This is a genomic window from Pseudomonas sp. UBA6315 (assembly GCF_002438125.1).
Taxonomy (GTDB): domain Bacteria; phylum Pseudomonadota; class Gammaproteobacteria; order Pseudomonadales; family Pseudomonadaceae; genus Aquipseudomonas; species Aquipseudomonas faucium.
Genome location: NZ_DJTF01000177.1, coordinates 1 through 14,436, shown reverse-complemented (window position 1 = coordinate 14,436; position 14,436 = coordinate 1). Strand labels below are relative to the sequence as shown.

General features: G+C 65.1%; 15 protein-coding genes and 1 pseudogene. 10 read left to right on the top strand and 6 right to left on the bottom strand.

Annotated features, from left to right (window positions below; translation table 11 throughout):
• Positions 1-279, top strand: a pseudogene (locus B3E94_RS20710) (NADH-quinone oxidoreductase subunit M); the annotation flags it as partial.
• Between the two features lie 7 nt (positions 280-286).
• Positions 287-1,756 (top strand): NADH-quinone oxidoreductase subunit NuoN, encoded by a 1,470-nt coding sequence (nuoN, locus tag B3E94_RS20705; RefSeq protein WP_176518016.1) that lies wholly within the window; start codon positions 287-289, stop codon positions 1,754-1,756.
• 41 nt (positions 1,757-1,797) lie between these two features.
• Here the strand turns inward: nuoN and B3E94_RS20700 are convergent, their stop codons facing one another.
• Positions 1,798-2,100 carry an ogr/Delta-like zinc finger family protein gene (locus B3E94_RS20700; protein ID WP_286914969.1) on the bottom strand — a complete coding sequence of 101 codons (303 nt, stop codon included), beginning with the start codon at positions 2,098-2,100 and terminating at the stop codon, positions 1,798-1,800.
• Between the two features lie 201 nt (positions 2,101-2,301).
• Here B3E94_RS20700 and B3E94_RS20695 point away from each other — a divergent pair, with 201 nt between their 5' ends.
• Positions 2,302-2,688, top strand: coding sequence for a helix-turn-helix domain-containing protein (locus tag B3E94_RS20695; protein WP_286914968.1), 387 nt, complete (start codon positions 2,302-2,304; stop codon positions 2,686-2,688).
• 2 nt (positions 2,689-2,690) lie between these two features.
• Here B3E94_RS20695 and B3E94_RS20690 read toward each other — a convergent pair whose 3' ends face one another.
• From B3E94_RS20690 to B3E94_RS20680, 3 genes are read right to left on the bottom strand one after another with little or no spacing between them, the layout of a single operon-like run.
• The gene (locus tag B3E94_RS20690) at positions 2,691-3,053 is read right to left on the bottom strand and encodes a hypothetical protein (protein WP_286914967.1); all 363 of its coding nucleotides are present in this window, start codon (positions 3,051-3,053) and stop codon (positions 2,691-2,693) included.
• A complete protein-coding gene (locus B3E94_RS20685) occupies positions 3,043-3,423 on the bottom strand; it encodes a head completion/stabilization protein (RefSeq protein WP_286914966.1) in 381 nt (126 codons plus the stop codon). Before B3E94_RS20685 ends, B3E94_RS20690 begins: the two co-directional genes overlap by 11 nt.
• A gap of 10 nt (positions 3,424-3,433) precedes the next feature.
• Complete coding sequence (locus B3E94_RS20680; protein ID WP_286914964.1) at positions 3,434-3,682, bottom strand: helix-turn-helix domain-containing protein; 249 nt, start codon at positions 3,680-3,682, stop codon at positions 3,434-3,436.
• Between the two features lie 228 nt (positions 3,683-3,910).
• Between B3E94_RS20680 and B3E94_RS20675 the strand changes: the two genes are divergently transcribed.
• Positions 3,911-5,974, top strand: coding sequence for a TonB-dependent receptor family protein (locus tag B3E94_RS20675; RefSeq protein WP_286914962.1), 2,064 nt, complete (start codon positions 3,911-3,913; stop codon positions 5,972-5,974).
• Positions 5,975-5,983: 9 nt separating this feature from the next.
• Here the strand turns inward: B3E94_RS20675 and B3E94_RS20670 are convergent, their stop codons facing one another.
• Complete coding sequence (locus tag B3E94_RS20670) at positions 5,984-7,048, bottom strand: AI-2E family transporter (protein WP_286914960.1); 1,065 nt, start codon at positions 7,046-7,048, stop codon at positions 5,984-5,986.
• A gap of 131 nt (positions 7,049-7,179) precedes the next feature.
• Here B3E94_RS20670 and yegQ point away from each other — a divergent pair, with 131 nt between their 5' ends.
• The 6 genes from yegQ to B3E94_RS20640 all read left to right on the top strand — a co-directional run bounded on the left by yegQ (position 7,180) and on the right by B3E94_RS20640 (position 13,001).
• Complete coding sequence (yegQ, locus tag B3E94_RS20665) at positions 7,180-8,550, top strand: tRNA 5-hydroxyuridine modification protein YegQ (protein WP_286914959.1); 1,371 nt, start codon at positions 7,180-7,182, stop codon at positions 8,548-8,550.
• 47 nt (positions 8,551-8,597) lie between these two features.
• Positions 8,598-10,313, top strand: coding sequence for a copper resistance system multicopper oxidase (locus B3E94_RS20660; protein WP_286914957.1), 1,716 nt, complete (start codon positions 8,598-8,600; stop codon positions 10,311-10,313).
• The gene (locus B3E94_RS20655) at positions 10,306-11,046 is read left to right on the top strand and encodes a copper resistance protein B (RefSeq protein ID WP_286914956.1); all 741 of its coding nucleotides are present in this window, start codon (positions 10,306-10,308) and stop codon (positions 11,044-11,046) included. The genes B3E94_RS20660 and B3E94_RS20655 overlap by 8 nt, the downstream gene beginning before the upstream one ends.
• 15 nt (positions 11,047-11,061) lie before the next feature.
• Positions 11,062-11,490: a DUF411 domain-containing protein gene (locus B3E94_RS20650; RefSeq protein ID WP_176518027.1), complete on the top strand. Its 429-nt coding sequence runs from the start codon at positions 11,062-11,064 to the stop codon at positions 11,488-11,490.
• A complete protein-coding gene (locus tag B3E94_RS20645; protein ID WP_286914955.1) occupies positions 11,490-11,927 on the top strand; it encodes a YqaA family protein in 438 nt (145 codons plus the stop codon). Before B3E94_RS20650 ends, B3E94_RS20645 begins: the two co-directional genes overlap by 1 nt.
• Positions 11,928-12,002: 75 nt before the next feature.
• Complete coding sequence (locus B3E94_RS20640; protein WP_286914954.1) at positions 12,003-13,001, top strand: alpha/beta fold hydrolase; 999 nt, start codon at positions 12,003-12,005, stop codon at positions 12,999-13,001.
• Positions 13,002-13,020: 19 nt separating this feature from the next.
• On the opposite strand, the gene zapE is transcribed toward B3E94_RS20640, so the two are convergent.
• On the bottom strand, positions 13,021-14,127 hold the full coding sequence (zapE, locus tag B3E94_RS20635; protein WP_286914953.1) for a cell division protein ZapE: 1,107 nt from the start codon (positions 14,125-14,127) through the stop codon (positions 13,021-13,023).
• Between the last annotated feature and the right edge of the window lie 309 nt (positions 14,128-14,436).

Genomic DNA, 14,436 nt, shown 5'->3' with positions numbered 1-14,436 from the left:
CATGTACCGTGGATCACCGTGATCGCCACCACCGGCCTGGTATTCGGTTCGGTGTACTCGCTGATCATGATCCACCGCGCCTACTTCGGCCCGGCCAAGGCCGACACCGTGCTGGCCGGCATGGACGGTCGCGAAATGATCATGGTCCTGGGCCTGGCGGTGCTGCTGGTGCTGCTGGGCGTGTATCCGCAGCCGTTCCTCGACACCTCTGCCGCCACCATGAGTGGTGTGCAGCAGTGGCTCGGTTCCGCTTTCACTCAACTCGCTTCGGCCCGGTAAGAGCGCTATGGAATTCACCACTCAACACTTCATCGCATTGGCGCCGATGCTGATCACCACCATCACCACGGTGGTGGTGATGCTGGCGATCGCCTGGAAGCGCAACCACTCGCAGACCTTCCTGCTGTCCACCGTGGGGCTGAACCTGGCCCTGCTGTCGATCCTGCCGGCGCTGAAAGTCGCGCCGCTGGCGGTCACCCCGCTGATCACCATCGACAAGTTCGCCTGCCTGTACATGGCGATCATCCTGGTGGCCACACTGGCCTGCGTCACCCTCGCCCACGCCTACCTCGGCGAAGGCTCCAAGGGCTTCCCGGGCAACCGCGAAGAGCTGTACCTGCTGCTGCTGATGTCGGCACTGGGCGGCCTGGTGCTGGTCAGCGCCAACCACCTGGCCGGCCTGTTCATCGGCCTTGAGCTGCTGTCGGTACCGGTCTACGGCCTGGTGGCGTATGCCTTCTTCAACAAGCGGTCGCTGGAAGCGGGCATCAAGTACATGGTGCTGTCGGCTGCCGGCTCCGCCTTCCTGCTGTTCGGCATGGCCCTGCTGTACGCCGACGCCGGCAGCCTGAGCTTCGACCAGATCGGCAAGGCGCTGGCCACCACCAGCCTGCCAAGCCTGCTGGCGCAACTGGGCCTGGGCATGATGCTGGTGGGCCTGGCCTTCAAGCTGTCGCTGGTACCGTTCCACCTGTGGACCCCTGACGTGTACGAAGGCGCCCCGGCGCCGGTCGCCGCGTTCCTGGCCACGGCCAGCAAGGTTGCGGTGTTCGCCGTGGTCGTGCGCCTGTTCATGATCTCCCCTGCTGCCAGCAGCGGCGTGCTGAGCACCGTACTGGCAGTCATCGCGGTGGCCTCGATCCTGATCGGCAACCTGCTGGCGCTGACCCAGAGCAACCTCAAGCGCCTGCTCGGTTACTCGTCCATCGCCCACTTCGGCTACCTGCTGATCGCCCTGGTCGCCAGCAAGGGCCTGGCCCTGGAAGCCATGGGCGTGTACCTGGTCACCTACGTGATCACCAGCCTCGGCGCATTCGGCGTCATCACCCTGATGTCTTCGCCTTACGGCGGCCGTGATGCCGATGCACTGTACGAGTACCGCGGCCTGTTCTGGCGCCGCCCGTACCTGACTGCGGTGCTGACCGTGATGATGCTGTCGCTGGCGGGCATCCCGCTGACCGCAGGCTTCATCGGCAAGTTCTACATCATCGCCACCGGCGTCGAGTCGCAGCTGTGGTGGCTGGTCGGTGCCCTGGTGATCGGCAGTGCCATCGGCGTGTACTACTACCTGCGCGTGATGGTCACCCTGTACCTGGTTGAGCCGAACCTGCGTCGCCACGACGCCCCACTGAAGTGGGAACAGCGCACCGGTGGCGTGATGCTGCTGGCCATCGCCATCCTGGCGTTCGTGCTGGGCGTCTACCCGCAACCGCTGCTGGAGATGGTCCAGCAGGCAGGTCTGCAACTGATCGGTTGATCAGGATGTAAAAAAAACACCCCGCTCTGCGGGGTGTTTTTTTATCTGCGTGAAACAGATTGGGCAGCGCGCTTTGGGGAACGCTGCCCGGAGGCAGCATCCTCCTCCCGCTGCAATGCGGTGTGGCGTTGCTCCCTACTGGCGGAGGGTAGTTGCACCTGTGGGTTGGGCATGCCACTGGGTGACAGTTCATGGGTCATTTCAAACTCCGCGCGCACCGACCAACCGCATGCCTCAGTGGTGCATTGCAGGTAGGCAACCCGTAGAAAAATATGTCGTCCTTCGCTGGTACGGATACGCATTCGGCTATTGCAATGGGGACAGACCAGCTTGTAAGTACTCACGGCACGTACCTGCTAATGGCTATTGGGCAAAAAAGCTGTAAGGCTGATCGACAAGTTGCCGCGCTATCAGCCAAATCGATAACGGTTTTTTTCATTACACTACTGCTCATGCCAGGATTTCTCCTTTAAACGAAACCGATGTATTCATAACGAGTATTTTAAGCCTAAGGAATATCTTTAAACCAGCCATGGATATTTGTAATGAGTAACCAATCGCTCGCCTCAGTACTGGCACGCCTAAAGCTTCTGACCGGTTCGGATACCGACGTTCAGCTGGCACGGGCCTTGGAAGTCAGCCCTCAGACACTGAGCAGCTGGAAGGTCCGCGACAGCATCCCGTACTCACTATGCGTATCCATCGCCCGTAAACACGGGTGCACACTCGATTGGCTGTTGATGGGTGAGACGCAGAACCCTTCGCCCGCCCAAACCGAAGACGGGTGGGAGAACGATGTGCTCGAGCGCTTGCGCGGCCTTTCATCGGCGGACCGGCAGGCCATCTTCCTGCACATCGAAGACAAGCATCGCATCCAGCGCCTCGAGCAACAGCTGCACGCGCTCACCCAGCGCACCCCAGGGCAGGCGTGAGGCTAACCGCGCCGGCGCCAGCGCTGGATCAGCTCGCGCACTTCCACCGTATCAAGCCAAACCAGAACCTTGAGCGTGATCGGTATCACCACCACCGCTGCGACGAAGGCGGCCATGCCGCGCGACAACATGGGCGCCAGCGACTGCAGCAAGGGCTCGAACAGATAACCGACGCCCAGGGTCAACACCATCAACATCAGATGCTTACCCACTGACAGGCGCCCATCCGAAACGGTGTTCAATTGGTCCCGTGCGGCACTCACCAGTAACGCGCCGAGCAACGCCCCCAGCAGCACGCGGCCTTCCGACATCAGCAGTTCGAAAATTGCGTCGAAAACATCCTGTAGTGTGTAGTCATCGTCCATGCTCGACCTCCTCGGGCAATACCCGGAAAAAGCGCTCCCCCTGCAAGGTGCGCAACACAGCAGCGGCGATGAAACACCGGTAGCACAGCGATAGCGCACGCCCTTGAGTGTGCCCGGCCAGGTCTTCCAGGCGCTTGTAACCACGGGCCCGCAGTGCCGCTCGCCAACGCGCGAACTCCTGGGCGGCAGCGATGGCAGCGCAGCGTACCGCCAGTACCAGGCGCGCCTCGCTAACTTCCTCGCCAAGGCGCAATCGCTCACGCAATGCACGCAATTCGATGCGTGGCCAGAAAGGATCATGGCAATCGGGAAAATGTGCCTTGTTCAGGGCCCCTGCGCCTTCAGCCAGCCGTTGATTCGGGATATCCATGTACGCCTCCTCAGGCCTCGGCCAACATGCCGTAGCGAATGGCCTTGATCACCGCCGCGATGCGGGTGGGGACAGCGAATTTGCGCAGGATGTTGGACACATGGAAATTGACCGTCGATTCCTTGCACTGCAGGATCTGGCCGATCTCCCATGAGCTCTTGCCATAGGCGCACCACAGCAGCACCTGCTGTTCTCGAGGCGTGAGGCGGACCGGCACATCGACTGCGCTGTCGGCAATCAATCGCTCACTGTTTTTCATCTTCGAACTCCTCAACCATCGCCAACTGCGACAACCAATCGTGCTGCCGCCCTGCGATGCACATTACGAAGCGCCACTGCCCGGCACTACTCGCACTCTTTGTAGAATCTCGTCCTACAGGACCTGCTTGAACAGCAGCTGGCAAAAGGCTGAAATTGCGCGTGCTCTGAACGCCATTTCGCTCGTCACAACGCCGTTGCCTGTCTGCCCTTCGCCTGGAGTTGTACGATGCGTCCTGTTTTGCCCCTTTCGTCATGCCTCGGCCTTGTGGCTGCTTTTTCTGCAGGGCCCGGCGCAGCAGCGCCCTCAGTCGAACTGGGCCAGCTGCTGATCAATGACCAGGAGCAAAGCGAGCTGGAGTACGCCCGCGAGCGCCTGCAGGCGATACCGGGCGCCAGCAACCTGGTGGACATGCAGCACGTCGAGCAGGGTCGGGTGGCCAGCAACCAGGATGTGCTGGCCTATCAGCCCGGGGTGTTCGCCCAGTCGGCGGGTAACGATGGCATCAAGCTGTCGATCCGTGGCTCGGGCATCAACCGCGCACCCGGCGCGCACGGCTCCGGCGTGTATACGATGTTCGACGGCCTGCCCCTGACCGGCCCCGGCGGCACGCCTTATGAATTGTTCGAGCCGCTGTGGCTGAGCCGCGCCGAGGTGCTGCGCGGCGCCAACGGCTTCGACCAGGGCGCCCTGGCCCTGGGCGGGGCGATCAACTACGTGACCCACACCGGCTACGATGCCGCGCCGCTGCAGGTGCGCTACGAGGCCGGCAGCCGCGGCTACCAGCACCGCCACGTCAGCTCCGGCCAGGTACTGGGCAACCTCGACTACTACGTGGCCCTGACCGACTCCGAATACGATGGCTACCAGGCCCACAGCAGCGGCAGCGCCAAGGGCATTGCCGCCAATATCGGCTACCGCTTCAACCCCAACCTGGAAACACGCTTCTACCTGCGCTACCGGGAAACCGAAAACGACCTGGCCGGGCGCCTGACCAAGCAGCAGATCAAGCACGACCCGCGTGCCGCCAACGCCGCCTACCTGGCCCGCGACGATAGCCGCCCGCAACCGGGTAGCACCTGGGTCGGCAACAAGACCACCTTCTACCTCGAAGACGACGCCCGCGTGGAAGCCGGGCTGGTCTACCACGACTACCCGATGGATCTGCGCGAGGGCCCGATGCGCCTGAAGGTCGCCTACTCCGACGTCAGCGGCACGCTGAACTACCTGCGCCGCGACACGCTGCTGGGCCACGAGAGCAAGACCACGATCGGCTGGCGCACCACCAAGCACCTGCCCAACAGCGGCGCCTCGCAGTTTGCCCGCAGCAGCGGCGACAATTTCGGCGCCCGCGTGCGCGACTTCAGCTACCAGGGCTCGGACACGGTGCTGCACGTCGGCAACGACCTGGAGCTGATCCCCGACCTGTGGCTGACCACGGGCCTGGCGATGATCTACACCCGCCGCGAAAGTGACGTGACCTACCCCGCCAGCGGCGGCAAGGTCAGCCAGCATGACTGGGACTACGCGCCGCGCCTGGGGCTGCGATACGACATCAGTCCGGCCCTGCAGGTGTACGGCAACCTCAGCCGCTCGGTGGAGCCGCCGCACCCTTGGGCGCTGATCTGGAGTGCGCCGGTCAGCACCCAGCCGATCGAGATGCAGAACCAGACCGCCACCACCCTGGAGCTCGGCGCGCGCGGCGATTCGGCGCTGGGCCGCTGGGACCTGGCCTGGTACTACTCGCAGGTTCGCCATGAACTGCTGGCCGTGGAGATCGTGCCGGGTGTGCTGCCCAAGGAGTTCAACGCCAGCGCCACGGTGCACCAGGGCGTCGAGGCAGGCTTGGACAGCACGCTCTGGGAGCGCGCCGGCAGCGGCAAGTTGAGCCTGCGCCAGGCCTACACCTTCAGTGACTTCCATTACCGCGACGACGACCAGTTCGGCGACAACCGCCTGCCTGGCATCCCCATGCACTATTACCAGGCCGAGCTGCGCTACGACTGGCCGAGCGGTTTCTATGCCGGGGTCAATACGCAGATGGCGTCCAAGGTGCAGGTCGACTATGCCAACAGCTACCACGCCGACGCCTACGCGCTGCTGGGCGCACGCCTGGGCTGGAACTCGCCCAAGCAGGACTGGCAGACCTGGCTGGACCTGCGCAACCTGACCAACGAGCGCTACGCGGCGACGGTGACGCCCGGCTACAACGACGCCGGGCAGGACATCGCCCGCTCGACGCCGGGGGAAGGGTTTGCCGCGTATGTGGGGGTTTCGTACAGCTTTCGTTGAAGCAGCCGCCTATTGAGGCAACTGCACCTGCGGCTTGGTGGCGGCGAAGATCGCCCAGCTCGACAAGAACAGGGCCGCGATCAACGGCCCGATCACAAAGCCGTTGAGCCCGAACACCGCCAGCCCGCCCAGGGTGGACACCAGGATCAGGTAGTCCGGCATCCGCGTGTCCTTGCCCACCAGGATCGGCCGCAGCACGTTGTCCACCAGGCCGATCACCAGCACGCCAAAGGCCGTCAGGATGATCCCCTGCAGAAACGCGCCCGTCAGCAGGAAGTAAGCGGCCACCGGCGCCCAGATGATCCCGGCGCCGACCGCCGGCAGCAGTGACAAGAACGCCATCATTACCGCCCAGACCAGCGCGCTGGGGATGTCCAGCACCCAGAAGATCAACCCGCCCAGCGCCCCCTGGGTGATCGCGACCAGTACGTTGCCCTTGACCGTGGCCCGCACCACCCGGTTGAACTTCAACTGCAGCCTGCGCTTCTGGTGCTCGGGCAATGGCACGGCAAGGCGCACCTGGCGCGCCACTTCAGGGCCTTCACGCAGAAAGAAGAACAGCAGGTACACCATGATGCCGAAGCTCACCAGGAAGTCGAACGTGCCCTGGCCGAAGCTGTATGCCTGGCCGGCCAGCACCTGGCTGCCTTGCGTGGCCCACTTGGTGATCTTGTTCTGCAGGCCGTCGAGGTTGCCCATGCCCAGGCTGTCCAGGCCATGCTGGGCGAACGCCGGCAGCATGTGCTTGCCGCGCGTGACAAAACCGGCAATGTCCAGTTGCCCGCTTTCGATGCGCTGGTACAGGTTGGCACCCTCCTGCACCAGCAGGGCGCTGGTGATGATGACCGGCAGCACGGCCACCACCAGGCAGACCAGCAAGGTGGTGGCGGCGGCAAGGTTGCGCCGCCGGCCAAAACGCAGCAGCAGCTTGCGTTGCAGCGGAGCGAACAGGATGCCGAGGATGACCGCCCAGAAGATCGCGCCGTAGTACGGCAGCAGAATCCAGACGAAGGCAAGGGTCACCAACGCCAGGAGTACGGCAAGGGCTTTGTTCTGCAGCGCGGTCGCGTTCATGGCGTTTCCTTCAGGGGCCTGAATAGTTAGTGCAGGCGATCACTGGAAAAGTGCCACTGACGCCTTGATTCAAATCAATACGCCCTCTGCGCCAACGCCCTAGGATCCGCGACTTTTGCCCCGGTGCGCCCATGACCCCGACCGCCAAGCCCGAACTGCTGGCCCCCGCCGGCACGCTCAAGACCATGCGCTACGCCTTCGCCTATGGCGCCGACGCCGTCTACGCAGGCCAGCCGCGCTACAGCCTGCGGGTGCGCAACAACGAATTCGACCACGCCAACCTGGCCCTGGGCATCGCCGAGGCGCATGCCCAGGGCAAGCGCTTCTACGTGGTGGTCAACATCGCGCCGCACAATGCCAAGCTCAAGACCTTCCTCAAGGACCTGGCACCAGTGGTGGCGATGGCGCCGGATGCGCTGATCATGTCCGACCCTGGCCTGATCATGCTGGTGCGCCAGCACTTCCCGCAGATGCCGGTGCACCTGTCGGTGCAGGCCAACACGGTCAACTGGGCCAGCGTGCAGTTCTGGCAGGGCCTTGGGTTGAGCCGGGTAATCCTGTCGCGCGAGCTGTCGCTGGAGGAGATCGAGGAAATCCGCCAGCAGGTGCCGGACATGGAGCTGGAGGTGTTCGTCCATGGCGCGCTGTGCATGGCCTACTCCGGGCGCTGCCTGCTGTCGGGCTACCTGAACAAGCGCGATGCCAACCAGGGCAGCTGCACCAATGCCTGCCGCTGGAAGTACCAGGCAACCCCGGCCAGCGAGAATGCCACCGGCGACATCGTGCAGCAGGTCGAACCGACCCTGGGCCTGGGGGCGCCGACCGACCAGGTGTTCCTGCTGCAGGAAAGCAACCGCCCCGGTACCGAACTGCCCGCCTTCGAAGACGAGCACGGCACCTACATCATGAACGCCAAGGACCTGCGCGCCATCCAGCACGTCGAGCGGTTGGCAGCCATGGGCGTGCATTCGCTGAAGATCGAGGGCCGCACCAAGTCGCACTTCTACTGCGCCCGCGCCGTGCAGTCGTACCGCCAGGCGATCGACGATGCCGTGGCTGGGCGGCCGTTCGACATGGCCCTGATGGACAACCTCGAATCCCTGGCCCAGCGCGGCTACACCGAAGGTTTCCTGCGCCGCCATGTGCACGACGAATACCAGAACTACCTGCGCGGCAACTCGCTGTCCGAGCGCCAGCAGTTCGTCGGCGAACTGACCGGGGCCCGGGTTGACGGCCTGGCCGAGGTCAAGGTGAAGAACCGCTTTGCCGTGGGCGACCACCTGGAGCTGATGACCCCGCGCGGCAACTATCACTTTGACCTGCACCGCCTGTGCAACCGCCAGCAGCAGGCCATCGAGGTAGCGCCAGGCGATGGCCATGTGGTGTACCTGCCGATCCCCGAGCAGGTGCCGCTGGAGTTCGGCCTGCTGATGCGTGACCTCGGCCACGAGCAGCCGGCAGCGCTGCCTGACAATGCTGTAATCCCCGCCTCAGCCAGCTGACAGGCGCCACGGGCGACGATCGTGACTCTTCTGCATGAGGTCACGACATGTTGCCCACCCCTTCCCGCCGCACCTTCGTCAAAGGCCTGGGCGCCGCTGCCACGCTCTTGGGCCTGGGCCTGTGGCGCCCACTGGCCAATGCTGCCGATGGCCGCGCCCTGGCCGGCCAGGATTTCGAGCTGTACATCGGCCAGACCCCGGTCAACATCACCGGCCAGCCGCGCACGGCGCTGACCGTCAACGCCAGCCTGCCCGGGCCTGTGCTGCGCTGGCGCGAAGGCGACACCGTGACCTTGCGCGTGCGCAACCGGCTGGAGCAGGACACCTCGATCCACTGGCACGGCATCATCCTGCCCAGCGAGATGGACGGCGTGCCCGGGCTGAGCTTCGCCGGCATCGCCCCCGGCGGCGACTACCTGTACCGCTTTACCCTGCGCCAGAGCGGCACCTACTGGTACCACAGCCATTCCGGCCTGCAGGAGCAGGCCGGGGTGTATGGCGCGATCGTCATCGAGCCGCGCGAAGCCGAGGTGCATCGCTACCAGCGTGACCATGTGCTGCTGTTCAGCGACTGGTCCGATCAAGCGCCCGAAGCGCTGCTGGCCACGCTGAAAACGCAGTCCGACGCCTTCAACTACCACAAGCGCACCCTGGGCGACTTCATCGACGACGTTGCCCAGAACGGCTGGCGCGACACCGTTGACGAGCGCCTGGCCTGGGCACGCATGCGCATGAGCCCCACCGACCTCGCCGACATCAGCGCCGCAGCCTACACCTACCTGCTCAACGGCCAGCCACCGGACGGCAATTTCACCTGCCTGTTCCAACCTGGCGAAACCGTGCGCCTGCGGCTGATCAACGCATCGGCGATGACCTACTTCGATTTCCGCATTCCCGGCTTGCAGCTCACGGTGATCGCCGCCGACGGCCTTGCCGTGACGCCGGTGAAGGTGGACGAGCTGCGCATCGCCGTGGCCGAAACCTACGATGTGCTGGTAACCGTCGGCGACCTGCCCGCCTATACCCTGTTCGCCCAGAGCATGGACCGCAGCGGCTATGCCCGCGGCACCCTGGCCCGTGCCCTCGGCCTGCAGGCCGAGGTGCCGCAGCCCGACCCACGGCCGGTGCTGAGCATGGCCGACATGGGCCACGGCAACATGGCAGCGATGGACCACAGCAACATGGCGGGCATGGACCACGCCAGCATGGCCGGCATGGACCATAGCGCCATGGCGCCCATGCAGCAGCACCCGGCCAGCGAAACCGGCAACCCGCTGGTGGACATGCAGACCATGGCCCCGCGCGCCAACCTCGACGACCCGGGCATCGGCCTGCGCGGCAATGGCCGGCGGGTACTGACCTACGCCGACCTGCGCAGCCCCTACCCCGACCCGGATGGTCGCGAGCCCTCGCGGGACATCGAGCTGCACCTGACCGGGCACATGGAGCGCTTCGCCTGGTCGTTCGACGGTATCAAGTTCAGCGACGCCGAGCCGCTGCGCCTGGCCTACGGCGAGCGCGTACGCATCACCCTGGTCAACGACACCATGATGACCCACCCCATCCACCTGCACGGCATGTGGAGCGACCTGGAGGACGAGCACGGGCGCTTCATGGTGCGCAAGCACACCGTCGACATCCCGCCCGGGAGCCGGCGCAGCTACCGGGTCAGTGCCGACGCCCTGGGCCGCTGGGCCTACCACTGCCACCTGCTTTACCACATGGAAACGGGCATGTTCCGCGAGGTACGCGTCGATGCATGAGATCAACAGGCACATCATCGGCAGCCTGGCCTTGCTGGCGCTGCTCAACGGCGAACGGGCAACGGCCGGCGCCGCCCCCATGGCCAACCACCAGGTGCACGATCGCGCCATCAACTGGGCAGTGATCGTCGACCAGCTGGAGTACCAGAACTTCGAGAGCAGCAGCGCGCTGAACTGGAACGCCACGGCCTGGATCGGCGGCGATGTCGACCGCCTGTGGCTGCGCAGCGAGGGCGAACGCGAGCAGGGCAAGACCCACAAGGCCGAACTGCAGGCGCTGTGGGGCCATGCCATAAGCCCCTGGTGGGAGCTGGTCGGCGGCCTGCGCCAGGATTTCAAGCCCGCCAGTGGCCAGGCCTGGGCGGCGTTCGGCATCCAGGGCACACCGCTGTATGGCCTGGAGCTGGAAGCCACGGCCTATGCCGGCGAGCGACAACAGACCGCGCTGCGCCTGGAGGCCGCTTACGCTATGCTGCTGACCAACCGCTGGATCCTCGAGCCAACCCTTGAAGCCAACCTTTACGGGCGCAACGCTGCAGCCCACGAGCAAGGCGCAGGGCTGGCCGACAGCGAAATCGGCCTGCGCCTGCGCTATGAAATCACCCGCGGCTTCGCCCCCTATATCGGGGTAAGCTTCAACCGCCTGCACGGCAACCGCGCCGACCAGGCCCGCGAACAGGGCGAAGACCTCGCCCAGACCCGCCTGGTGGCGGGGGTGCGCCTGCGTTTCTAAAGGAGTCGTTCGACCATGCTGCGTAAACACCTGATCACCTTCGGCCTGCTGGCCATCACTGGCCTGGCCCAGGCCGCCGAGACCATCGACGTCTACCGCGACCCCAACTGTGGCTGCTGCAAGGCCTGGATCAGCCACCTGCGCGACAACGGCTTCACCGTCAATGACCATGTCGAGCCGAACATGAGCGCGGTCAAGCAGCGCCTGGGCGTGGCGCCACGCCTGGCGTCCTGCCACACCGGAGTGATCGACGGCAAGTTCGTCGAAGGCCACGTGCCGGCCGAACAGGTGCGCCTCTTGGCCAAGCGCGCCGACCTCAAGGGCCTGGCCGTGCCCGGCATGCCCATGGGCTCGCCAGGCATGGAAATGGGTGACCACAAGGATGCCTACCAGGTCATCGGCGTGACCCAGGACGGCCAGGACACCGTGGTCGCCAACTACTGATGCTCAGCCTGGGGGCGCTGTTCCTCAGCGCCTTCGGCGCTGCCACCTTGCTGCCGCTGCAATCGGAGGCGGTACTGGTGGGGTTGCTGCTGCGCCAGCCCGATGCCTGGCTGACCCTGTTGCTGGTCGCAACGCTGGGCAATGTACTCGGCTCGGTGGTCAACTGGCTGCTCGGCCGGGCCATCGAGCACCTGCGCCACCGGCGCTGGTTCCCGTTCAGCGCCAGCCAGCTGGAACGTGCCCAGCAGCGCTACCAGCGCTGGGGGCAGTGGTCGTTGCTGCTCAGCTGGATGCCGGTGATCGGCGACCCGCTGACCCTGATCGCCGGGATCATGCGCGAGCCGTTCTGGCGCTTCATGCTGCTGGTGACCCTGGCCAAGGCCGGGCGCTACATCGTCGTGGCACTGGTGACCCTGGGTTGGTTTCACACTTGGTGACACCTTTAACGTTTAAGGTGCTCCACTGACTGCTACAGTCGCCAATTCCTACATGGTCCTACACGGAGTGCCCCCATGCTGCGCGCAACCGCCCTGGCCCTGGCCTGCCTTGTCGGCGCCCCGGCCATCGCTGCCGAAACGCCCACCTACGGCAAGCAGCTCGAAGGCTTCAGCTACCCTCACCCACTCAAGCATTTCGACTTCCAGTCCCAGGGCCAGCCCCTGCAGATAGGCTACATGGATGTGCCTGCCAAGGGCCAGGCCAATGGCCGCAGCGTGGTGCTGATGCACGGCAAGAACTTCTGCGCCGCCACCTGGGAAACCACCATCGATGCCTTGAGCCAGGCGGGTTACCGGGTCGTCGCGGTGGACCAGGTGGGTTTCTGCACCTCGAGCAAGCCGGCGCATTACCAGTACAGCTTCCAGCAACTGGCCAGCAACACCCATGCCCTGCTCGAGCATCTGGGCATCGATAAGGTGGCCGTCCTCGGCCACTCCACCGGCGGCATGCTCGCCACCCGCTACGCGCTGATGTACCCGCAGCAGGTCGAGCGCCTGGCGATGGTCAACCCGATCGGCCTGGAAGACTGGAAGGCCCTGGGTGTGCCCTACCGCAGCGTCGACCAATGGTATGCCCGCGAACTCAAGCTCGATGCCGAGGGCGTGCGCGAATACGAGCGCAAGACCTACTACGCCGGGCGCTGGAAGCCCGAGTACGAGCGCTGGGTGCAGATGCTGGTGGGGCTGAACCAGGGGCCGGGGCATGAGGCGGTGGCGTGGAACTCGGCGCTGATCTACGACATGATCTTCACCCAGCCGGTGTACTACGAGTTCAAGGACTTGAAGATGCCGACCCTGCTGATGATCGGCGACCAGGACAGCACCGCCATCGGCAGTGACATCGCCCCGCCGCAGGTCAAGGCGCAGCTGGGCAAGTACGCGGTGCTTGGGCCGCAGGTGGCGAAACTGATTCCCCACGGCGAGCTGGTGACCTTCGAAGGCATGGGGCATGCGCCGCAGATCGAGGAGCCGCGGCGCTTCAACCGCACCCTGGTGGAGTGGCTGGCGCGCTGAGCTGACAACGTCCGGGGCTTCAGGCGAAGCGTTGCAGCTGCATCTCCCGCAGCCGGCTCAGGGTCCTTTGGAACGGGAACGCCAGGTACCCTTGGGTGTAGAGCGCATCCAGCGGTACCTGCGCCTCCAGGTACAAGGCCACCCGGCGGTCATAGCATTCGTCGACCAGGGCAATGAACCGGCGCACCGCGTCATCCTTGGGCGAGAGGGCGGGCAGCTCACGGTCGCCCGCCGCCACCCGCGCCGCGCCATCTTCGGTGCCCCGGGCGATACGCCCTTCGCGCTGGGCACCGCCCAGGGCCGGCACCCCCTCGACCAGGATCGCCGCAAAGCGGTCGCACAGGGCCATGAATTCCATGGCCGACAGCGGCTGCTCGCACAGGTCGGCAAACCGGCACCAGATGGCCTCGGCGCTGTGGCGGATGACCTGAACCTGGCGTGTGCCCACCGGCAGCGGCTCGGTACTGCCAGGGTCCTGGGGGCTGAGCTGCTGGAAAACCGCCTGTAGCTGGCCCGGCCTGCCCGCTTCGGCCACCCAGTAACGTTGCCGGGCGGCGCCGGGATGCAGGCGGTGGTCCTGCTCGCCGGCCACCGGCAATACCTGCATGTGCCGCTCGATGGCGTGGATCGCCGGGAGGAAGCGTTCGCGGTTGAAGCCGTCGCGGTACAGCTGTTCGGGCGGCTGGTTGGAGGTGGCCACCAGCAGAACGCCCTGGTCGAACAGCACCTGGAATAGCCGGCCGAGGATGATTGCATCGCCGATGTCGCTGACGAACAGTTCGTCGAAGCACAGTACGCGGATCTGCCCTGCCAGCTCGCGGGCCAGCGCCTGCAGCGGGTCGGCGGTGCCATTGAGCTGGAACAGGCGCTGGTGGACCCAGGCCATGAAATGGTGAAAGTGCTGGCGCCGCGCTGGCACGCTCAGGCAGCGGTGGAACAGGTCCATCAGCCAGGTCTTGCCGCGGCCTACCGGGCCCCAGAGGTAGAGGCCCTGGGTCGGGCGGCCTTTTTCCAGTGCTTCGAAGCAGGCCTGCAGCGCGTCGACGGCCTGGGCTTGCGCCGGGTCCGGGGCGTAGCCTTGGGCGGTGAGGGCTTGCTGGTAGAGCGATTTGGGATCGTGCGTCATGCGGCATTATGTTCACCGGCCCCATCGCCGGCAAGCCGGCTCCCACAGGTACACCGCAGGGCTGGATGTCTAGGGTGTACCTGGGCTGCCCCAAGGATTGGATGAGTGTCCAACTTCTTGGGAGCAGCCCATACCTGTGGGAGCTGGCTTGCCAGCGATAGGCACCGCAGGGCTGTATGCCTAGGGTGTACCTGGGCTGCCCCAAGGGTTGGATGGGTGTCCAACTTCTTGGGAGCAGCCCATACCTGTGGGAGCTGGCTTGCCAGCGATAGGCACCGCAGGGCTGTATGTCTAGGGTGTACCTGGGCT